Origin of the sequence: Streptomyces sp. NPDC052109 (genome assembly GCF_040680195.1) — a bacterium.
Taxonomy (GTDB): Bacteria; Actinomycetota; Actinomycetes; order Streptomycetales; family Streptomycetaceae; genus Streptomyces.
This window is the reverse complement of sequence record NZ_JBFAWF010000002.1, coordinates 53,889-74,613: the sequence shown is the minus strand read 5'-3', so window position 1 is coordinate 74,613 and position 20,725 is coordinate 53,889. Positions and strand designations below refer to the sequence as shown.

Annotated in this window: 19 protein-coding genes; 8 read left to right on the top strand and 11 right to left on the bottom strand. The window is 70.7% G+C overall.

Translation table 11 applies throughout. From position 1 onward, the window contains the following. Positions 1 to 352: 352 nt before the first annotated feature. Both AB0L59_RS05835 and AB0L59_RS05830 read left to right on the top strand, forming a co-directional pair. On the top strand, positions 353 to 1,054 hold the full coding sequence (locus tag AB0L59_RS05835; RefSeq protein WP_365579672.1) for a transglycosylase SLT domain-containing protein: 702 nt from the start codon (positions 353 to 355) through the stop codon (positions 1,052 to 1,054). A gap of 141 nt (positions 1,055 to 1,195) precedes the next feature. Further along, on the top strand, positions 1,196 to 2,590 hold the full coding sequence (locus tag AB0L59_RS05830) for an AI-2E family transporter (protein ID WP_365579670.1): 1,395 nt from the start codon (positions 1,196 to 1,198) through the stop codon (positions 2,588 to 2,590). Between the two features lie 21 nt (positions 2,591 to 2,611). Here the strand turns inward: AB0L59_RS05830 and AB0L59_RS05825 are convergent, their stop codons facing one another. Together AB0L59_RS05825 and AB0L59_RS05820 are read right to left on the bottom strand one after the other, a co-directional pair. After that, positions 2,612 to 3,145, bottom strand: a complete 534-nt coding sequence (locus AB0L59_RS05825) for an alkyl hydroperoxide reductase (protein ID WP_365579668.1) — start codon at positions 3,143 to 3,145, stop codon at positions 2,612 to 2,614. A 3-nt stretch (positions 3,146 to 3,148) separates the two neighbouring features. Beyond that, positions 3,149 to 3,703 (bottom strand): peroxiredoxin, encoded by a 555-nt coding sequence (locus AB0L59_RS05820; protein ID WP_361243930.1) that lies wholly within the window; start codon positions 3,701 to 3,703, stop codon positions 3,149 to 3,151. A gap of 139 nt (positions 3,704 to 3,842) precedes the next feature. Between AB0L59_RS05820 and AB0L59_RS05815 the strand changes: the two genes are divergently transcribed. Continuing rightward, positions 3,843 to 4,784, top strand: a complete 942-nt coding sequence (locus AB0L59_RS05815) for a LysR substrate-binding domain-containing protein (protein ID WP_365580929.1) — start codon at positions 3,843 to 3,845, stop codon at positions 4,782 to 4,784. Positions 4,785 to 4,872: 88 nt separating this feature from the next. On the opposite strand, the gene AB0L59_RS05810 is transcribed toward AB0L59_RS05815, so the two are convergent. From AB0L59_RS05810 to AB0L59_RS05790, 5 genes are all read right to left on the bottom strand, one after another. After that, entirely contained in the window at positions 4,873 to 7,212 is a 2,340-nt protein-coding gene (locus AB0L59_RS05810) for an FtsX-like permease family protein (RefSeq protein ID WP_365579665.1), read from the bottom strand. Next, positions 7,209 to 7,898: an ABC transporter ATP-binding protein gene (locus tag AB0L59_RS05805; RefSeq protein WP_365579663.1), complete on the bottom strand. Its 690-nt coding sequence runs from the start codon at positions 7,896 to 7,898 to the stop codon at positions 7,209 to 7,211. Before AB0L59_RS05805 ends, AB0L59_RS05810 begins: the two co-directional genes overlap by 4 nt. After that, entirely contained in the window at positions 7,895 to 8,419 is a 525-nt protein-coding gene (locus tag AB0L59_RS05800; protein ID WP_365579661.1) for a PadR family transcriptional regulator, read from the bottom strand. The genes AB0L59_RS05805 and AB0L59_RS05800 overlap by 4 nt, the downstream gene beginning before the upstream one ends. Before the next feature lie 100 nt (positions 8,420 to 8,519). Next, positions 8,520 to 8,753 carry a hypothetical protein gene (locus AB0L59_RS05795; protein ID WP_365579659.1) on the bottom strand — a complete coding sequence of 78 codons (234 nt, stop codon included), beginning with the start codon at positions 8,751 to 8,753 and terminating at the stop codon, positions 8,520 to 8,522. Then, on the bottom strand, positions 8,750 to 9,196 hold the full coding sequence (locus AB0L59_RS05790; RefSeq protein WP_365579657.1) for a hypothetical protein: 447 nt from the start codon (positions 9,194 to 9,196) through the stop codon (positions 8,750 to 8,752). The genes AB0L59_RS05795 and AB0L59_RS05790 overlap by 4 nt, the downstream gene beginning before the upstream one ends. A 249-nt stretch (positions 9,197 to 9,445) precedes the next feature. Here AB0L59_RS05790 and AB0L59_RS05785 point away from each other — a divergent pair, with 249 nt between their 5' ends. After that, entirely contained in the window at positions 9,446 to 11,809 is a 2,364-nt protein-coding gene (locus AB0L59_RS05785; RefSeq protein ID WP_365579655.1) for a transglycosylase domain-containing protein, read from the top strand. Positions 11,810 to 11,872: 63 nt separating this feature from the next. Here AB0L59_RS05785 and AB0L59_RS05780 read toward each other — a convergent pair whose 3' ends face one another. The 3 genes from AB0L59_RS05780 to AB0L59_RS05770 form a co-directional block, all read right to left on the bottom strand. Then, on the bottom strand, positions 11,873 to 13,963 hold the full coding sequence (locus AB0L59_RS05780) for a SpoIIE family protein phosphatase (protein WP_365579653.1): 2,091 nt from the start codon (positions 13,961 to 13,963) through the stop codon (positions 11,873 to 11,875). 259 nt (positions 13,964 to 14,222) lie between these two features. Further along, positions 14,223 to 14,921, bottom strand: a complete 699-nt coding sequence (locus AB0L59_RS05775; protein WP_365579651.1) for a DUF402 domain-containing protein — start codon at positions 14,919 to 14,921, stop codon at positions 14,223 to 14,225. A gap of 83 nt (positions 14,922 to 15,004) precedes the next feature. After that, positions 15,005 to 16,390, bottom strand: coding sequence for a class II fumarate hydratase (locus AB0L59_RS05770; RefSeq protein WP_365579649.1), 1,386 nt, complete (start codon positions 16,388 to 16,390; stop codon positions 15,005 to 15,007). Positions 16,391 to 16,469: 79 nt separating this feature from the next. On the opposite strand from AB0L59_RS05770, the gene AB0L59_RS05765 reads away from it, so the two are divergent. Beyond that, positions 16,470 to 17,270 (top strand): helix-turn-helix transcriptional regulator, encoded by an 801-nt coding sequence (locus tag AB0L59_RS05765; protein ID WP_365579647.1) that lies wholly within the window; start codon positions 16,470 to 16,472, stop codon positions 17,268 to 17,270. Then, positions 17,263 to 17,487 (top strand): DUF397 domain-containing protein, encoded by a 225-nt coding sequence (locus AB0L59_RS05760; RefSeq protein ID WP_365579645.1) that lies wholly within the window; start codon positions 17,263 to 17,265, stop codon positions 17,485 to 17,487. The genes AB0L59_RS05765 and AB0L59_RS05760 overlap by 8 nt, the downstream gene beginning before the upstream one ends. 45 nt (positions 17,488 to 17,532) lie before the next feature. Here AB0L59_RS05760 and AB0L59_RS05755 read toward each other — a convergent pair whose 3' ends face one another. Continuing rightward, on the bottom strand, positions 17,533 to 19,203 hold the full coding sequence (locus AB0L59_RS05755) for a fumarate hydratase (protein WP_365579643.1): 1,671 nt from the start codon (positions 19,201 to 19,203) through the stop codon (positions 17,533 to 17,535). Between the two features lie 167 nt (positions 19,204 to 19,370). Between AB0L59_RS05755 and AB0L59_RS05750 the strand changes: the two genes are divergently transcribed. Together AB0L59_RS05750 and AB0L59_RS05745 are read left to right on the top strand one after the other, a co-directional pair. After that, a complete protein-coding gene (locus tag AB0L59_RS05750; protein ID WP_365579641.1) occupies positions 19,371 to 20,087 on the top strand; it encodes a DUF1707 domain-containing protein in 717 nt (238 codons plus the stop codon). Between the two features lie 175 nt (positions 20,088 to 20,262). Beyond that, entirely contained in the window at positions 20,263 to 20,631 is a 369-nt protein-coding gene (locus tag AB0L59_RS05745; RefSeq protein ID WP_365579639.1) for a WhiB family transcriptional regulator, read from the top strand. Positions 20,632 to 20,725 lie beyond the last annotated feature (94 nt).

Below are 20,725 nucleotides of genomic sequence, written 5' to 3'. Positions count from 1 at the left end.
CCGGGCGGCGCCTTGGTGTGCGGAGCTTTCCGGAAATCCACGGGGGCAAACGGGATGTGAGCTTTCACACTCAACGCAGAATTGCCACCCGGCGTCCGGTTACGGCAGAGTCTCAGTCCTGTCAGGCCCCGCATACGACACACCTGTACCCCCAGCGGTACAGCACCACAGAAGCACCACCAACTCCATAGAGTTCGTCGTATGCCGCCCGAGCACCACGCGGCGCTCCCTGAAGGGGGAGTTGCCCACCGGGCCCGTGCCTCCCGTGACCCCGCAGTTGGGAGGCCAGTGCCAAGGGGCACGATTGCGTCCGCCAGGGTCACCGAAGCGGGCGATGCTGGAAGGAAACCGTGTGAGCCGGATTTCGGTCCGGGGATTCGCAGTGGCCTCGGCCACCGCGGTCACCGCCGTCGGAAGCGTCGTCGGAGTTGCCTCGGGCAGCGTCGCGCAGAACAACAACGACGCCGAGGCGACGGCAGCCGACACCACGCTGCTCGCCGACATACCTCAGGGTCAGCAGGCCCAGGTCCAGTCCGCGTCACTGACGCAGCAGGCCGACGCCCAGGCCATCGCCGCCGATGCGAGCGCCAAGAAGGACGCCGAGGAGGCCGCCCGCAAGGCGGCCGCCGAGACCGCCATCGCGAAGAAGGAGGCGGCGGAGAAGGCGGCGGCCCAGCAGGCCAAGGCGCGCGCCGAGGCGAAGGCCGCGGCCAGCCGCGACAGCGCCCGCGACTCTTCCAGCTTCCCGGTCCAGAGCAGCTACACGGTCGCGCAGATCCAGGCGATGGCGCGACAGATGGTGGCCGGCGACCAGTTCCAGTGCTTCAGCAACATCGTGGACCACGAGTCCAGCTGGAACTACCAGGCGACCAACGCCTCCTCCGGCGCGTTCGGCCTCTTCCAGGCCCTGCCCGCCGGTAAGTACGCCTCCGCCGGCGCCGACTGGCGGACCAACCCGGCGACCCAGATCAAGTGGGGCCTCAACTACATGAACAGCCGGTACGGCAGCCCCTGCCAGGCCTGGTCGTTCTGGGCGGCCAACCACTGGTATTAGGCCCGCCCGGCCCCGCTCAACCTCGCGCAGCCCCTCCCCGTCCTTAGCGGAGGGGCTTTCGCCCTGTACGGTCGTACCCGAACGCCTCCAGGGGGAGGAGAGGTGGCGAGCACGCGGGGACGCGGGGGAAGAGGACGGATCATGTCGCGAGTGCCAGGGTGGCTCGGCAAGCTCGGTGCCGGTCTCACCGAGATGAGCGAGCGCCTGGACGAGCGGCGTGCGGAGGTCGAGCGGGAGCACGCCCCGGATGCCGCGGACGCCTCCGACTCCCCGAAGGCCCCGCCGCGGCCCGTCGACCCGGACCCCGCCGCCGAGATCGCCGTACCGCACGCCCGCCGGCCCGCACCCCCGGCCGGCCCCCGCCCCGACCCCGCCGAGGCCGTGCCCTGGGGTGTGCGGGTCGCGGCCGAGGCAGGCTGGCGTCTGCTGGTCCTCGCCGGCACCGTCTGGGTGCTGATGCGGGTCATCAGCGCGGTCCAGCTGGTGGTGTTCGCCTTCGTCATCGCCCTGCTCGTGACCGCGCTGCTGCAGCCGACGGTCGCCCGGCTCACCCGGCGCGGGGTGCCGCGCGGGCCGGCCACCGCGCTCACCGCCATCAGCGGGTTCGTCGTCATAGGGCTGATGGGCTGGTTCGTGACCTGGCAGGTCATGGAGAACATCGACACGCTCTCCAACCAGATCCAGTCCGGTATCGACGACCTGCGCGACTGGCTGCTGAAGAGTCCGTTCCACGTCACCGACAAGCAGATCAACCAGATCGCCAAGAACCTCCGCGAGGCGATCGGGGCCAACGCCGACCAGATAACGTCCGCCGGTCTGGAGGGCGTTCAGGTCATCATCGAGGCGCTCACCGGCATCCTGCTGGTGTTCTTCTCGACGCTGTTCCTGCTCTACGACGGCAGGCGCATCTGGGAGTGGTTCCTGAAGCTGGTGCCCGCCGCGGCCCGCCCGGGCGTGGCCGGTGCCGGCCCGCGCGCCTGGCGCACCCTGACCGCCTACGTCCGCGGCACGGTCCTGGTCGCGTTGATAGACGCGATCTTCATCGGCATCGGCATCTACTTCCTCAACGTGCCGATGGCCGTCCCGCTGGCCGTGTTCATCTTCCTGTTCTCGTTCATCCCGCTCGTCGGCGCCGTCGCCTCCGGCGCGCTCGCGGTGATCGTTGCGCTGGTGACCCAGGGCGTCTTCACGGCCGTCATGACCCTGGTGGTCGTGCTCGCGGTCCAGCAGATCGAGGGCCATGTCCTGCAGCCGTTCATCCTGGGCCGCGCGGTCCGTGTCCACCCCCTCGCCGTCGTTCTCACGGTCGCGGCCGGCGGCATGGTGGCCGGCATCGGCGGCGCGGTGGTCGCCGTACCGCTGGTGGCGGTGACGAACACGGTGGTGGGGTATCTGCGGCAGTACGCGCAGGAGGTCCAGCAGAATCCAGGCCGTCCGGCGCCTGAGGACAAGGCCGTTCAGGCCGACGGGCGGTCCGGGGACGCAGCCCCCGGCGCGAAGGCCCAAGACACCGAGAGCCCCGCCCACAAGGAGTGAGCGGGGCTCCGGAACGGCGGCTTACTCGGCGAGCAGCGCTTCCGCGTCGAGGGTGACGGCGACCGCCTGGATCACCGAGGCGATCTTGAACGCCTCCTGGACGACCTCGCGCTCCACCCCGGCCTTGCGCAGCACCTGCTCGTGCGAGTCCAGGCACAGGCCGCAGCCGTTGATCGCGGAGACCGCGAACGACCACAGCTCGAAGTCGACCTTCTCCACGCCCGGGTTGCCGATGACGTTCATCCGCAGGCCCGCGCGCAGGGTGCCGTACTCGTGGTCGGACAGCAGGTGACGCGTCCGGTAGAAGACGTTGTTCATCGCCATGATGGCGGCGGCCGACTTGGCGGCCGTGTACGCCTCCGGCGTGAGGTTCGCCTTCGCCTCCGGCTCCAGCTCACGCAGCACGATCGGGGAACGGGAGGCGATGGCGGTCGCCAGCACCGTGCCCCACAGCTGCTGCGCGGGCAGGTCGGAGTTGCCGATGACCGAGCCCAGGTTGAGCTTCAGGTCCTTGGCGTAGTCCGGGACGCGGGACTTCAGCGAGTCGAGCGACATGGGTCACTCACCAGCCAGCAGCGCGACCGGGTCCAGGGTGTTCTCGCCCTTGTTCCAGTTGCACGGGCACAGCTCGTCGGTCTGCAGGGCGTCCAGGACCCGCAGGACCTCCTTGGGGTTACGGCCCACGGAACCGGCGGTGACCATGGTGAACTGAATCTCGCGGTTCGGGTCGACGATGAAGACGGCGCGCTGCGCGAAGCCGTCCTCGCCCTCGATGCCCAGGTCGCGCATCAGCTCGTGCTTGGAGTCGGCCATCATCGGGAACGGCAGGTCGGTCAGGTCCGGGTGGTCCTTGCGCCAGGCGTGGTGGACGAACTCGGAGTCACCGGAGAAGCCGAGGACCTGGGCGTCGCGGTCGGCGAACTCGTCGTTCAGCTTCCCGAACGCGGCGATCTCGGTCGGGCAGACGAAGGTGAAGTCCTTCGGCCATGCGAACACGACCAGCCACTTGCCCTCGTAGGACTTGTGGTGGATCTGCTCGAACTCCTTGCCCTTCTCCAGCGAGACGCAGGCGGTCAGTTCGAACTCGGGGAACTTGTCACCGACAGTGAGCACACGCTCTCCTTGCAGCGAGGAATGACCCCTTTTGAGGATCCTTCCCATGGGTTGGACTGAGCCGATGCTGGCACAGGGTGCATTGATTAGGGAAATAGCTACACTCGGTCATGTTGATCGGAGGCGGTTATCAGTGACCATGAGTAACGGCAAGCGGAGGCAGCCGAGCCTCGCCCAGCTGCGTGCCTTCGCCGCCGTCGCCGAGCATCTGCACTTCCGGGACGCGGCGGCCGCCATCGGGATGAGCCAGCCCGCCCTGTCCGGCGCGGTCTCGGCGCTGGAGGAGACCCTGGGCGTGACCCTCCTCGAGCGTACGACGCGCAAGGTGCTGCTCTCGCCCGCCGGTGAGCGGCTCGCGGTGCGGGCGAAGGCGGTGCTGGACGCGGTCGGGGCGCTGCTGGAGGAGGCCGAGGCGGTCCGGGCGCCGTTCACCGGGGTCCTGCGCCTCGGGGTGATCCCCACGGTCGCGCCCTACCTCCTGCCCACCGTGCTGCGACTGGTCCACGAGCGCTATCCGCACCTCGACCTCCAGGTGCACGAGGAGCAGACCGCCAGCCTGATCGACGGCCTGCACTCCGGCCGTCTGGACCTGCTGTTGCTGGCGGTCCCGCTCGGCGTGCCCGGAGTCGTCGAACTCCCGCTGTTCGACGAGGACTTCGTGCTCGTCACCCCGCTCGACCACTGGCTCGGCGGCCGCGAGGGCATCCCCCGCGAGGCGCTGAGGGAGCTGAACCTGCTGCTCCTGGACGAGGGCCACTGCCTGCGCGACCAGGCCCTGGACATCTGCCGGGAGGCGGGGCGCGAGGACGCCCCGGTCACGACCACGGCCGCCGGGCTGTCCACGCTGGTCCAGCTGGTGGCGGGGGGCCTCGGCTGCACGCTGCTGCCGCGCACGGCGCTGAAGCTGGAGACGACGCGGAGCAGCCAGCTGCTCACCGGGTACTTCGCCGAGCCGGCGCCGAGCCGTCGCGTCGCCTTCGCGATGCGGGCGGGGGCGGCGCGGGCCGCGGAGTACGAGGAGCTCGCGGCGGCCTTGCGAGAGGCGCTGGGCGCGCTTCCGGTGCGGGTCGCCTCCGGCTAGCGCTCCGGGGAGGGCGGTTCCGGGGTGCTCGCGGCCGGGCCGCCGGGGGCGGAGCGCGCAGTTCCCCGCGCCCTTCCGGGGCGCCGCGCTACTCCGTGCGCAGCCCCTCCGGCCGCATCATCCGCACCAGCGGCGGCAGGCTCAGCAGGGTGACCGTGAGGACCACCGCCGCGCCGGCGCCGGTCAGCGACAGCACGCCCGCCCAGTCCACGCCCACCGTCGCGCCGACCATCTTCAACAGCACCGCGCCCAGCGTGAGTCCGACGGTCGCGGCGAGCAGCAGTCCCAGCGCGATCGGGATCGCCGTCTGCCACAGCACCGACAGGCTCAGGGTGCGCCGCCGGGTGCCGAAGGCGACCAGTGACGACAGCAGCTTCCTGCGCTCGCGCAGCTGCTCCAGCTGGGAGACCAGCAGACTCGCGCCGATCAGTGCCAGCACACAGATGGCGCCCGCGAACGTACCGGTGCGGATGGAGGTGAACTGCTTCGACCGCTCGGTGGCCGACCACACCATCGCGTCCGCCAGCGGGTCGATCCGCGCCGCCGTGTTGCGGACGTACTCCTGCACGTCCGGTAGCGACTCGTCGAGGGTGACGTACACCGCCCCGTTCAGCAGGCGGCTCATCCGGTCGGGCACGGCGGCCGGGGTCAGCAGGATGCCGCTGTCCCTGGTCCCGGAGGGGCCGGTGATCGCGCGGGCGGGCTTCAGGCCGGCCGGCACCGTCCAGGAGACGTCCGGGCCCCGGCCCGTGCCGTTGACCGTGTCCAGGTGGAGCGTGCGGCCCGGCCGGCCGAGCTTGGCCGTGCCGTCGTCGTTGTCCCCGCCCTTGGCCAGGAAGGCGTCCCCGTCACGGCAGGACGTCAGGCGGGCCACCTGCCGCAGCGTGTCGCAGGTGCCGACGGTGACCAGCATGGTGTTGTCGGGCCCGCGTTGCCAGTCCCGGTCGCCCAGTTCGGTGCTGCCGAACGCGGTGGCCTTCCGCACGCCCTTGGTCGTGGCGAACTTCTCGGCGGACGGAAGGAAGGGAACACCCTGCGACAGGTTGACCTGCATCTGCACCCGGTCGGTGTTCTGCGCGGTGGACTTGGTGTAGTCGCCCTGGATCCCCGCGAACAGCATCTGCATCGCGATCGCTCCGGCCACCGCGACCGCGATGCCGTTCACCATGCGCGCCGCCGTGCCGCTGCTCAACTGCAGCCTGCGGACGGCCAGTTGCCAGGCGAGACCGCCTCGGCCCAGCCGGGCCACCACCGCCTCGACGACCCACGGCAGCAGCGCGGTCACGCCGACGAGGAGCAGCAGGACGCCGCCGATCACCAGGTACTCGTTGAAGGTGCCGCTGGAGCGGCCCTGGCCGATCATCGGGGCGAGCAGCGCGAGGCCGCCCAGCGGCAGCAGCAGCCGCCACCACAGCCGGCGGCGCGTGGGCTTGGCCGTACGGACCACGCCCAGCGGCTCGATGACCACCCCGCGCAGCGCGAACAGCGTGACCAGCACCGCCGCCGCCGGCACGGCGACCGCCACCAGGGCGGCCAGCGCGGGCGAGGGGTTCAGGTAGTCGGGGAAGACGCTGATGTCCAAGATCTGGACCGAGCCGGCGAGCTGACGGCCGAGCACGAAGAGGACGGCGCCGAAGGCCAGCCCGACCAGCGAGCCGGCGAGTGCCTCGCCCGCCGCGATCCGCCGGGTCATCCGGCTGTCGGAGCCCACCAGCCGCAGCGCGGCCAGCCTGCGGTCGCGCCGCTCGCCGCCGAACCGTACGGCCGTGGCGATGAACACGGCGACCGGCATCAGCAGCACCACGAAGACGACCAGCACCAGCAGGATCAGGACCGGGTCCAGCGGGTTCGGCGAGGACGATTCCTGCGGGTGCCCGAACGCGCTGATCCGGGCCGTCCGGTAGCCGTCGATGCGCGGGGCCAGGTTCTTCGCGCCGGCGTAGTAGGCGAGATCGTGGGAGCCGACCAGCCCGGGCTCGCCGATCGTCCCGACGATCCGGTACGGCAGCCGCTCGCGCAGCAGTTTGCCGTCGCCGGAGTCGAGCAGCTTCTTCAGCGCGGGGGAGACGACCATGTCGCCCGGCGGCGGGTACGTCGTCAGGCCCGGGGCGAGCGGTGCCCGCGGCCCCTCGGGCTCGACCAGCCGGCCACGCACGTCGTCGCCGCGGTACGTCGTGTCGGCGTCGGAGATCAGCAGGGTGTTCGCGGCCTTCGGCCGCTTCGGGCCGTAGGTGTAGTCGAGCCGGGCCTCGTCGCGGTCGTGCCGTACCGCCAGCGCGTTCGGGATCGCGGTCGTGAGCAGCAGCAGCGCCACGCCCAGGCCGACACCGACGGCCGTCAGCAGCAGCCGGATCCAGCCCTCGCGGCCACCGGTGAAGGCGAACCGGACGCCCATGCCCAGATCCCTGGACCACTGGCGGGCGTTCATATCGCGCGCTCCATGTCCCGGGACTTGCCGTCTCGTACGACGATCTCGCGGTCGGAGTAGGCGGCCACCCGGGCCTCGTGCGTGACGAGGACGACGGCGGCGTTGGTGGAGCGGGCCGCGTCGGTCAGCAACTCCATCACACGCTCGCCGTTGAGGGAGTCCAGCGCGCCGGTCGGCTCGTCGGCGAAGACCACCCGGGGCCCGGTGACCAGCGCTCGCGCCACCGCGACCCGCTGCCCCTGGCCGCCGGAGACCTCGCCGGGCCGCTTGCCCCGGAGGTCGTCCACCTCCAGGCGTTCCATCCAGGTGAGCGCGGCCCGCTCGGCCTGCCTGCGGGAGGTGCCGTTCAGCCGCAGCGGCAGGGCCACGTTCTCCACGCAGGTCAGCTCCGGGACGAGCTGGCCGAACTGGAAGACGAACCCGAACTCGCTGCGTCGGAGCGCGCTGCGTTCGGCGTCGCTCATGCCGGCCAGTTCGCGGCCGTCGTAGAGGATGGACCCGGAGTCGGGCGGCACGATGCCGGCCAGGCAGTGCAGCAGCGTCGACTTGCCGGAGCCGGAGGGGCCCATGACGGCGACGACCTCGCCGGGGTGGATGGAGAACTCGGCGCCGTCGAGGGCGACCGTGGGGCCGTAGGCCTTGCGCAGGTCGTCGGCGGCGAGCAGGGAGCCGGCGGGAGCGGTCACTTGGCCACCTCCGCACGGAGCTTGTCGAGGCGCGCGGCGGTCAGTTCCAGCCAGCGCAGGTCGGCCTCCAGGTGGAACAGCGCGTGGTCGCAGACCAACTGGTCCGCGAGGTCGCCCTTGCGCTTGCGGTCGGTCAGGACCCGCATGCTGCGCAGGTGCTCGGAACGCTGGGTGTCGAGGATGTCGGCCGCGTTGCGGTGGGTCAGCAGCGCGAGGACGACCTTGGTGTACAGGGTCGACTGGAGGTACTCCTCCGGCTTCTCAGGGGTCGCGAGCCAGCGCTCGACGTCCGTGATGCCGGCGTCGGTGATGGCGTACCGCTTGCGCTCGGGGCCGCCGCCGGCCTCGATCCCGTCGACCTCCACGAGACCGTGCTTCAGCAGCCGCGACATCGTGGAGTAGACCTGGCCGTAGTGCAGCGGCCGGTCGTGACCGAACTTCTCGTCGAAGGCCCGCTTCAGGTCGTAGCCGTGGCGCGGGCCGGACTCCAGGAGCCCCAGGAGGGTGTGACCGATGGACATGCCGAGCACTCTACACATGGTGTATACGCCAGATGTATACGCGGAGTGTGGAGCTCATCGCAGGGGGTGCGGTGGCCCTGGTGGGGGCCGATTGTCACAGTTACGAAACAGGCGGCCGACCGCGGCGCGGCAGCGGTCCCGTGTCCTTCGGCAGCCGCCCCGCCTCGGCCAGCGCCTTCCGCAGCAGGAACTCGATCTGCGCGTTGGCCGACCGCAGTTCGTCACCCGCCCAGCGGGCCAGCGCGTCGTACACCGACGGGTCCAGCCGCAGCAGCACCTGCTTGCGCTGCTGCGGCCGGCGCCGGGGAGTCGACGCCTCGGACGGATCCGTCACTGGTAGAGCGTCCCCGCGTTGAGGACCGGCTGTGGGGCCCGGTCCCCGCACAGCACCACCATCAGGTTCGACACCATCGCCGCCTTCCGTTCCTCGTCGAGCTCCACGATGTCCTGCTCGGCGATCCTGGCCAGCGCGGCCTCGACCATGCCGACCGCTCCGTTCACGATCTCCCGCCGCGCGGCGACGACCGCGCTCATGGCGAGCAGGGCGGCGATGCCGGTCAGGATGCCGACGACTGTCAGAGCGGCCTTGGCGCCGGCGGCGGTGACGGACGCACCGGACGCGACCAGTCCCGCGGCGACCAGCAGGCCGAGCAGCCCGAGAAGCAGTGCCAGGCCGCCCTTGATGCTGCGCGCCGGGAGTTCCCTGACCTGCGGCGCCGGCATCTCCAGGGCGTCGGGCGCGGCGGTGGCGGGTGATGGCTCGTGGGTGCTGGACATGGCGGATTCCCCCCGTTCTCGTGCGTCGCCGTTCCTGGCGGCGGTCTATCTAAGTGATATCACTTTTTTCTCTTCCGGCAACCCTCAGCCGTCCTTGGGCGTCGGTTCCGTTTGGACGGGTGCTGATTGTCACGTCTGTAAAAGCCCGGATCGCGGGCCCTTTGTCATAGAGGGCGGTGTTAGCTTTCTGAGCTGACCTGGGCCATGAACGTGAGTGACAGCCGAGACGGAAGCGGAGCGGACGGACGCATGGGACGAGCGGAAGAGAGACGAGCGCGGCAGCACGGTGGCCGCCGCGCGGCGCCCCGGCGCTCGTCCGGGATGCCCTCGGGCGGCCACGGCGCCTCGGGTGGCCGCGCCGCGGCCCGGCGGGCGGCCGGACCGGCCAGGGGTGGGAAGAGCGGCACACGCCGGTTGTTCACGTGGAAGAAGGTGCTCGGCACGTTCTTCGGGCTGTGCCTGCTGGTGATCGCGGCCTTCATCGGGCTGTACCTGTACGTGGACATCCCGGCGGGCAACGCCGCAGCCCAGTTGCAGAGCAACATCTACAAGTACAGCGACGGCACGATGCTCGCCCGCACCGGCGACTTCAACCGGGAGAGCGTCGACCTCGCCGAGGTGCCCAAGGACGTCCAGCACACCTTCGTCGCGGCCGAGAACAAGACCTTCTACCACGACGCCGGCGTCGACCTGAGGGGCACCGCCCGCGGTGTGCTCAACACCCTCATGGGGCACGGCACACAGGGCGGTTCGACGATCACCCAGCAGTACGTCAAGAACTACTACCTGGACCAGAACCAGACCGTCTCGCGCAAGCTGAAGGAACTGGTCATCTCGCTGAAGCTGGACCGCCAGAAGTCCAAGGACTACATCCTCGCGGGTTACATCAACACCAGCTACTACGGCCGCGGCGCCTACGGCATCCAGGCCGCGGCCCAGGCGTACTACCACAAGGACGCCAAGGACCTCACCGTCCAGGAGGGCGCCTACCTGGCCGCGCTGCTCCAGGCGCCGAACCAGTACGACTGGGCCCTCGCGAGCGACACCGGCAAGCGGCTGGCCAAGGCCCGCTGGAACTACGTCCTGGACAACATGGTCAAGCAGCACTGGCTGGACGCGGGCAAGCGCCAGGCCATGCAGTTCCCGGTGCCGAAGGCGCCCAAGGCCGCGCCCGGTATGAAGGGACAGACCGGCTACCTGGTGGACGCGGCCAACGCGGTACTGGAAAAGCAGCTGGTCGCCCAGGGCAAGGCCGGCACCCTCGGGGACGCCGAGGCGCTGGTGAAGAAGGGCGGCTGGACCATCACGCTCAACATCGACCGGAAGAAGCAGCAGCAGCTTGAGCAGGCCGTCAAGGAGCAGCTGACCAGCAAGCTGGACGCCAGGAAGCGCTCCGTGGACGGCGACGTCCAGCCCGGTGCCGTGTCCGTCGACCCGAAGACGGGCAAGGTCCTCGCCATGTACGGCGGTGCGGACTACTTCAAGCACTTCACCAACAACGCCACCCGCCGCGACTACCAGCCCGCGTCCACCTTCAAGCCGGTGATCCTGGCCGCCGCCCTGGACGAGGGCGCCCAGACGCAGGACGGCCAGCCCATCACGGCGAACACGATCTACGACGGCACCAGCGGCCGCCAGGTCGTGGACCACGGCAGCAAGGTCGGCTTCGGCCCGCCGAACGAGGACCACACGGACTACGGCCCCATCACCGTCCAGAAGGCCATGAACCAGTCCGTGAACTCCGTCTTCGCGCAGATGGGCGTCGACGTCGGCATGGACAAGGTGATGAGCGTCGCCGGCAAGCTCGGCATGGACACCACGGGCATGCAGGCGGTTCCCGCGCAGACGCTGGGCTCCATGGGCGCGAGCCCGCTGGAGATGGCCGGCATCTACGCGACCCTCGACAACCACGGCAAGAAGGTCACCCCGGCGATCATCAAGTCGGTCGAGCACAAGGACAGCAACGTCACCCTCCCGGACCCGATCGGCGACCAGGTGCTCACCCCTCAGGCCGCCGACACGGTCACCTCCGTGCTCACCGGTGTGGTCGACGACGGTACGGCCAGTACGTCGGTGGCCGACAACGCCGCGCGCGACGGCCAGCAGGTCGCCGGCAAGACGGGTACCTCCGACAACAACAAGTCGGCCTGGTTCACCGGGTACACGCCCGGCCTGGTCACCTCGGTCGGCCTGTTCGGCGAGGACTCCAAGACCCACGCGCAGGTTCCGCTGACGGGCGCCACGGGCCTCATCACCGCGGGCGGCGGCCGCATCAACGGCGGCGGCTATCCGGCGAAGATCTGGGCCGCGTACACCTTCGAGGCGATGGGCGACGTCAGCACGTTCGACCTGAACACCACCCAGGGCGCGGCCGTCCAGCCGTCGCAGACGCCGTCCCGGTCCGTGACCCCGTCGCAGACGCCGTCGAAGACGCCGACCAGCAAGGCGCCGAGCAGCTCCGCGCCTCCGTCCAGGACGCCGTCGCAGACGCCGTCGCAGTCGCCCACGCAGACGCCGTCGCAGACGCCCACGCAGACGCCGTCGCAGACGCCGACGGGCCCCGTCACCGACAATCCGCTCGATCCGGGCGACGGCCGGAACTTCGGCCAGTAGGGGCGCACACGCGAAGGGCGCCCGGGGACTCCCCCGGGCGCCCTTCGCGCATGTGCGGGGCCCTCAGCCCCGGTTCAGCTCGAACCACACGACCTTGCCGGTGCTCAGCCGGGTCGCGCCCCAGCGGCGGGCCAGCTTGTTGACCAGGTACAGGCCGCGCCCGCCCTCGTCCGTGGCCCGGGCCTGCCTGAGCCGCGGCAGCTGCGGCACGTCGTCACCGACCTCGCAGCGCAGTACGTCCGTGCGCAGCAGCCGGAGCGTCACCGGCCGGGAGGCGTACCGTACGGCGTTCGTCACGACCTCGCTGACCAGCAGCTCGACCGAGTCCGACAGCTCCTCCAGGCCCCAGCGGGCGAGCGCGCGCCGGGCCAGCCGGCGGGCCTGGCCCGGAGCGGTCTCCTCCGGCTCCAGCCGCCAGTACGCGACATCGCTCGGCGCGATCCCGTCGAAGCGGGCCGCGAGCAGCGCGATGTCGTCGTCCCGGTCGCCCGGGCCGAGCATGTCGAGGACCTCGTCGCACAGGGCCTCCAGCGGCGGCGGATGGTCCGGGCCGGTCAACTGGGCGGTGGCCGCTAGCTTTTCCCGCAGCTGCTCTATGCCCGTCCACACGTCCCGAAGCCGGGACTCCACCAGGCCGTCGGTGTAGAGCAGCAGCGTGGCCCCGGCGGGCGCGTCCAGCTCGACCGCCTCGAAGTCCACCCCGCCGACACCGATCGGCGCGCCCGGCGGCACCCGCAGCACCTCGGCCCGGCCGCCCAGGTGCAGCAGCACGGGCGGCGGATGGCCGGCGTTGGCGATCGTGATGCGGTGCGTGACCGGGTCGTAGACGGCGTACAGACACGTCGCCATGCGGTCCGTGCCCAGCCGCTGCGCCTGCTCGTCGAGGTGGTGCAGCACCTCCTGCGGGGGCAGGTCGAGCCCGGCCAGGGTCTGCGCGGTCGTGCGCAGCTGGCCCATGATCGCCGCCGAGGTCATGGAGTGCCCCATGACATCCCCGACGACCAGCGCGACCCGGCTGCCGGGCAGCGGGATCGCGTCGTACCAGTCGCCGCCCACCCGCGCGGTCTCGGCGGCCGGCAGGTACCGGGAGGCGAGCCGCACCCCGGTCGGGCGGGGCAGGGTCTCGGGCAGCATGGTGCGCTGCAACTCGTCGGCGATGTACGCCTCGCGGCCGTACAGCACCGCCTTGTCGATGCCGAGCGCGCTGTGCGTGGCCAGCTGCGCCGCCACGAGCAGGTCGTCCGTCTCGAACGCGAGCCGCTCCGGGCGGCGCAGGAACAGGGCCGCGCCGATCACCCGGCGCCGGCCGCGCAGCGGCGCGAGAATCGCGTGCTGCCCGGACGGTACGACCGCCTCGGCGCAGTCACCGAGCAGCTCGGGCAGCGCGGCCCGGGCCGCGGGTGCGTCGGCGAACACCGGCCGCACCCCGCGCAGCACCTCGTTCAGCGCGCCGCCGGGGCGCACCTCGCACAGCTCGGTGGTGAGCGAGGACAGCTCGGCCAGCGCGCTCGGCTCCGGCTCGGGGTCGAAGGCGGGCGGCAGCAGCACACCGTCGGTGTCCCGCTCCTCCGGGATCCGGTCGGTACGGCGCAGCCGCAGCACCACCGGGCCGGTGGGCCGCTCGTCGCCGACCGGCAGCGGGTCACGCAGATAGACCAGGATCGCGTCCGAGAACGTCGGCACGGTGGCCCGGCACAGCCCCATCACGATCTCGTCCAGATCGAGGCCGCGCGCGATCCGCCGGGTGGCCGCGCCCACGAATCTCAGCCGGTCGCCGTCGCGCCGCATCGGCATCGGACGGCCCGGCGGCAGTCCGCGCCCGGTACGGCGTTCCTGACCGCCCGGCGCCCGCTCCTGCTCGGTGCCGGGCTGCGGCGGAATGCCCTCCGGCGCGGGGCGCGGGCGGTGTGCGCCGGGCTCGGTGGTGGCGGGCTGGGAGTGCTCGGGGCCGTTGACTGGGGGCTCCTTCCCCTTGCCGTCCTTTCCCTGGCCACAGGGCGTGGCCGTGCCCGGTCCGGAGGACGCTCCGTCCGCCCGGGCCTGCACCGGTAAGGCCGGGGTGGCGGCAGGCTTCGGGGTACGCAGGAGCGCCCCGCGGCCCTCCGCGGGGTCGGCGCCCTGAGGGCGCTCGAAGGAGGTGGGCTGCTCCGTCACGCGTGTCGCATCCATCCGTATGGCACTGCGCGTCGGGCGCGCAGTTGCTCCCGCAGAAGTCCCGATACCCGCAATACGTGCCCCAGGAACGGAATTCCCGCGCGGCCGGACGTAGTTCCTGTGCCCTGGTGCCCCTCGCTCACGTGCTGCCGCCCCTCGGTGACGATCGGTCAAGCCCGGCGAATGCTCCGGGAGTTGCACTTCTGCGCCCTTGCGGAGGACGATCCTACGTTTCTTGCCCGGGGGCGCATCAAGGGTCTCATGAGGACATGTGCGCGGGCGTACGGTCCCAGTCCTCGGGGAGAGACGGTACCGCCCAGGCCGGATCCGGGCGCCAGTGCTGCCAGCCGTCCCGGAACGGCGGCCCCCAGGCCTCGATCACCTCGACCGCCTCCCGCCCGGCCGCCCGGACCCGCTCGGCGGTCGCCGCGTCCATCAGCCCGTCCCGCTGGGCCTGTGCGAACTCGTCCTCGTCGCGCCAGTGCCAGCTGCGGTCCGGGTGCACGGAGATGTCCAGGAAGTAGTCCTCCGAGTCCACCCCGCCCGCCCAACGCGCAAGCGGCTGCTCGAGGTTGACGTACCAGTTCTTGAACTGCCAGCCCGGCTCCCAGAACAGCCACACCGACCAGGGCTTTTCGGGCTGGGCCAGCTTCAGCACGCCGGTGCCGAACCACCGGTCCCGCTGCACCGTGCGCGGCCTGGTGTAGCGGGACTCCAGCGGTTCCAGGTGTACGGGGCCGCCGTCGGCGAGGACCGGCTTCATGCACTCGGTGCCGGGCGCGAGCCACACCGCGAGCAGTTCCTCGTCGTCGCGTACGACGGTGACGGGCCGGGCGATGTGGAAGTGCTCGCCGGCGTTCTCCCGGTAGCGCCACAGGATCGGGGTCCCCGGGGTCCAGTGGCTCGCAGGTCCCGTCTCCGCCGTGTCCACGCGTGTCACCGCTCCGTCGTCCGTCATGGACAGATATTAGGTGCCGTAGGCATACGACGCTGCGGTGCACGTCACGGTTCCGGGGCGCTGACCGGAAAGGTCCGCTCTCGTTACGGGTGCGTCATGCGCAGGACATCCAGGGCCTCGTCCAGCTGCTCCAGCGTCAGGTCGCCGCGCTCGACGTACCCGCCCTCCAGCACCACCTCCCGGATGGTCTTCCGCTCGGCGAGGGACTTCTTGGCGACCTTCGCGGCCTCCTCGTAGCCGATGTACTTGTTCAGCGGGGTCACCACGGACGGGGACGACTCCGCGTACTCCCGGGTCCGCTCCCGGTCGGCGGTGATGCCGTCGACCGTCCGGTCGGCCAGCAGCCGCGAGACGTTGGCGAGCAGCCGGATGGATTCGAGCACGTTCTTGGCGATGACCGGAAGCATCACGTTCAGCTCGAAGTTCCCGGCCGCGCCGGCGGTGGCGATGGTGGCGTCGTTGCCGACGACCTGCGCGGCGACCATCAACACGGCCTCCGGCACGACCGGGTTGACCTTGCCCGGCATGATGGACGAGCCCGGCTGGAGGTCGGGCAGCCGGATCTCGGCGAGCCCGGTGCGCGGGCCGGAGGACATCCAGCGCAGATCGTTGGCGATCTTCGTCAGCCCGACCGCGATGGTCCGCAACTGCCCGCTGGTCTCCACGATCCCGTCCCGGGCACCCTGTGCCTCGAAGTGGTCGCGGGCCTCGGTGAGCGGCAGCCCGGTGACCTGGGCGATCTCCTGGATGACGGCGGCGGAGAAGCCGGGTGGGGTGTTGATGCCGGTACCGACGGCGGTGCCGCCCAGGGGCAGCTCGGCGAGGCGGGGGAGGGAGGACTTGAGCCGCTCGACGCCGTACCGCACCTGGGCCGCGTACCCGCCGAACTCCTGGCCCAGCGTCACGGGCGTGGCGTCCATCAGATGGGTCCGGCCCGACTTCACGACATCGGCGAACTCCTCCGACTTGCGGGAGAGGGAGGCGGCGAGATGCTCGAGGGCCGGGATCAGGTCGTGGGTGACGGCTGCGGTGGCCGCGATGTGGATGGAGGACGGGAAGACGTCGTTGGAGGACTGCGAGGCGTTGACGTGGTCGTTGGGATGCACGTCGCGGCCGAGCCGCTCGCCGGCGAGGGTGGCGATGACCTCGTTGGTGTTCATGTTGGAGGAGGTCCCGGAGCCGGTCTGGAACACGTCGACGGGGAAGTGCTCGTCCCACCTGCCCCCGGCGACCTCGGCCGCCGCCTCCTGAATGGCCTCGGCGACCTCCTTGTCGACCACCCCGAGCTGTGCGTTCACCTTGGCGGCGGCACCCTTGATCCGGGCCAGCGCCTCGATGTGCGCGCGTTCCAGCCGCTGGCCGGAGACCGGGAAGTTCTCGACGGCGCGTTGGGTCTGGGCGCGCCACTTGGCGGTGGCGGGGACGCGGACCTCGCCCATGGAGTCGTGCTCGATGCGGTAGTCGCTCATACCCGTCATAGCGATCGGGCGCGTCGCCTTGTTCCCGATGGTTACGCTGGGTGAGTGATCGAATGCGAGGGGGCATGTCGTGGCGACGGCGTACGGTGACTGGCTCCGGCGGCAGCGGGAGGAGGAGGGGCTGACGCAGCAGCAGCTGGCGGACGCGGCGATCATGTCGCGGACGCACATCGCGCATATCGAGGCGGGGAGGAGGGTGCCCTCGGAGGAGGATGCGCGGAGGTTGGATCGGGTGCTCAATACGGGGGGCGCGTTGACGAGTTTCCGGCCTGGGAATGAGCGTAGGCCGGTGGCGGCGCACTTCGAGGCGGCCATGGCACTGGAGCAACAGGCGTCGGTTATCCGCGAGTTCGCGCTGTCACTCGTGCCTGGCTTTCTCCAGACCGAGGCTTATGCGGATGCAGTGTTGCGAGACGGTTCGTATCCGCCGTTGTGTAAGGAGGAGCGAGCCAAGGCCGTGGCCACACGGCTCGATCGAGCGCGGATACTCGACGGTCCGGGCAACCCGGTGGTCTGGCTGCTCCTGGACGAGGCGGCGCTGCGGCGGCCGATCGGCGGGCCGAAGGTGATGGCGGATCAGGTCACCTATCTGGTACGGCTGGTGGAGGACGAGCGGATCCGGGTGCACGTGGTGCCCCTCGGGGCGGGCTGCCACCCGCTTCTCGTGAGTGGCGTCAAGCTGATGTGGTTCGAGGATCAGCCTCCCGCTGCTTACGTCGAAGCGCTGCACACAGGTGTGGTGCACGACGAACCTGCCCTGGTCGAGCGCTTCCAGGCGGCCTACCATCTCGTGCTGGGAGAAGCCCTGCCGCAGAAGGAATCACTGGCTCTGCTGCGGTCGATCGCGAAGGATTACAGCCATCATGACTGACCAGCGCATCATCCCGGACGCCGCGGTGCTGAAGGGATGGCGCAAGTCTTCCTACAGCGGCGGCGACGAGGGTAACTGCTTGGAATTCCTCGACCACCACCCCCACGGCCTCCCCGTCCGCGACTCCAAGGCCCCGCAGGGCCCGGCGCTGGTCTTCGGGCGGTCGGCCTGGTCGTCGTTCGTTTCCGCGGTGCGGGGGGCGGAGCTCGGCGCCTGAGGCGCCTGCCAGGGGGCGGAACCCCCCGGCAGGGCGCGGCGGGGGCTAGGCCAGCCCAGGACCCCGTACCGGAATCGACGTGAACGTCGGCTGCGGCGCCGGGTCCTGGAAGAAGTCGTTGCCCTTGTCGTCCACGACGATGAACGCCGGGAAGTCCTCGACCTCGATCTTCCAGACCGCCTCCATGCCCAGCTCCTCGTACTCCAGCACCTCGACCTTCTTGATGCAGTCCTGGGCGAGGCGGGCGGCCGGGCCGCCGATGGAGCCGAGGTAGAAGCCGCCGTGGGCGTCGCAGGCGTCCGTGACCTGCTTCGAGCGGTTGCCCTTCGCGAGCATGACCTTGGAGCCGCCCGCCGCCTGGAACTGCTCCACGTAGGAGTCCATGCGGCCGGCCGTCGTCGGGCCGAAGGAACCGGAGGCGTAGCCCTCGGGGGTCTTCGCCGGACCCGCGTAGTACACCGGGTGGTCCTTCAGGTACTGCGGCATCTCCTCGCCCGCGTCGAGGCGCTCCTTGATCTTCGCGTGCGCGATGTCCCGGGCGACCACCAGCGGGCCGGTGAGCGACAGCCGGGTCTTCACCGGGTACTTGGTCAGCTCGGCGAGGATGGTGTCCATCGGCTGGTTGAGGTCGATCCTGACGACGTCCGAGGACTCGTCCAGGTGCTCGTCGGTCGTCTCCGGCAGGAAGCGCGCCGGGTCGGTCTCCAGCTGCTCCAGGAAGACGCCCTCGGCGGTGATCTTCGCGACGGCCTGGCGGTCGGCCGAGCAGGAGACGGCGATGGCGACCGGGCAGGACGCGCCGTGCCGGGGCAGGCGGACCACGCGGACGTCGTGGCAGAAGTACTTGCCGCCGAACTGTGCGCCGATGCCGATCTTCTGGGTCAGCTCGAAGACCTTCTCCTCCAGCTCCTTGTCCCGGAAGCCGTGGCCGAGCGGTGAGCCCTCGGCCGGCATGTTGTCCAGGTAGTGCGCGGAGGCGTACTTCGCGGTCTTCAGCGCGTACTCGGCGCTGGTGCCGCCGACGACGATCGCCAGGTGGTACGGCGGGCAGGCGGCCGTACCGAGCGAACGGATCTTCTCCTCCAGGAACTTCATCATGGAGGCCTCGTTCAGGACGGCCTTCGTCTCCTGGTAGAGGAAGGACTTGTTGGCGCTGCCGCCGCCCTTCGCCATGAACAGGAACTTGTAGGCGCCGCCGTCGGTGGCGTAGAGCTCGATCTGGGCCGGCAGGTTGGAGCCGGTGTTCTTCTCCTCCCACATGGTGAGCGGAGCCATCTGCGAGTAGCGCAGGTTGAGCCTGGTGTAGGCGTCGTAGATGCCGTGCGAGAGGTGCTTCTCGTCCTCGCCCGCCGTCAGCACGTTCTGGCCGCGCTTGCCCATGACGATCGCGGTGCCGGTGTCCTGGCACATCGGGAGCACGCCGGCGGCCGCGATGTTCGCGTTCTTCAGCAGGTCCAGGGCGACGAACTTGTCGTTGCCGGACGCCTCGGGGTCGTCGATGATGCGGCGCAGCTGGGCGAGGTGGGCCGGGCGCAGGTAGTGCTGGATGTCGTGGATGGCCTCCTCGGCGAGCTTGCGCAGCGCCTCCGGCTCCACCTTGAGGAACGTCCGCCCGTCCGGGCCCTCGACGGTGGAGACGCCCTCGGACGTCACCAGCCGGTAGGGGGTGGTGTCCTCTCCCTGGGGGAGCAGATCGGTGTACGCGAACTCAGGCATCTCAGCCCATTCCTCACTCTGACGGACGGCCGCCCGCCGACGCTGGCGGGCCTCACCAGCCTAGAACCTGCCGCTGACGGCGAACCTGTGAGGTAAGGCTCAGTTCGGCACGCCGAGGTTGTCCACACCCCTAGTCGCGATCTATCGCGTTTCGGTACGCTGCTGTCGTGGACCTTCAGAAGCAGCACACCGAAGCACCTGTCGCCGAGCTGCGTGCCTCGGACGCCGACCGTGACCGCATCGCCGAGATCCTCCGCGAGGCCCTGGCCGAGGGGCGCCTGACGGCCGACGAGCACGCCGAGCGGATCGAGGGCGTTCTCGCCGCCAAGACGGTGGGGGAGCTGGAGGTCTTCATCCGGGACCTGCCCGCCGCCCACCGGCGCCCCGCCGGCCACCCGCCCGTCCCGCCCCGCCCCACCCCGGGCGAGGTCCCGCACGAGGCCGACGCCCACGTGGTCGCCGTCTTCAGCAGTGCGGTGCGCCGGGGCCGCTGGCGCGCCGGCCGCCGTATCCACGCCTACTCGGTCTTCGGCAGTGTCGAGATCGATCTCAGCGAGGCGCTCTTCGAGTACCAGCAGGTCGTGATCAAGGCCGTCTCCGTCTTCGGCGACGTCCAGATCCGCGTCCCGGAGAACGTGTCGCTGCGCGGCACCGGAGGCGGCGTCCTCGGGAACTTCGAGGTGGACACCCTGGACTCGGTCGAGTCCGACGCGCCGGTCGTCTACGTGGACGGCTGGGCCGTACTCGGCAACGTGGAGGCGCGCCCCCAGCGCGGCAGGCGTGTGGCGGACATCCTGGAGCGGGTGCAGAGCAAGGTCGACCGGAAACTGGAGCGGGTCCAGGACAAGGTCGACCGGAAGATGCGCAAACACCTCGGGCGTTGACGGTCGCGAATCCGCCGGTGAGCGGAGGGTTCCGCTCCGCCCGTGCCGCCCCGGTGGGGGCGCGAACGAGACGCACGCGCGCCCCCGGCTGGGAACGCTGTGCATAGGCGCGCGCACAGCGGGTAGGCCTTGCTGCATCGTCTCTCGCTCGCGAAGCCGTCGTCAGGAGTAGACCGTGCTGCAACCGCCGCATTCGTCCCTGCAGGTAGCTGCCGTTCCGGCCCAGCGGGTGCCAGTGCGAGACAGGGACCAAGACGCTCCCTGGCACACCGAGGCGGTGTGCCGGCGCGACGAGGCCGGCCTGTTCTTCGCCCCGTCGAAGGAACCGACCGCCGCCCGGCTGTCGCGCGAGGAGGCGGCCAAGCGCGTCTGCGCCCGCTGCCCCGTGATGGTCGAGTGCCGCGAACACGCCCTCCTCCAGCCCGAGCCGTACGGCGTCTGGGGAGGCCTCACGGCGGCCGAACGCCGGGTGGTGCTGGCGAGGCGCCGCCGCCGCGAGATGGAACTGAAGAAGGCGGCGACGACGAACCGCATGGCCGGTTAGGAGACCGCATCGGGGGCGCCCCCTCCGCACCGGGGGCGTCTCCCACCTCGAGGAGCGCGGGGAACCGCGCGACCGGCGACGGAGGACCCGCAGT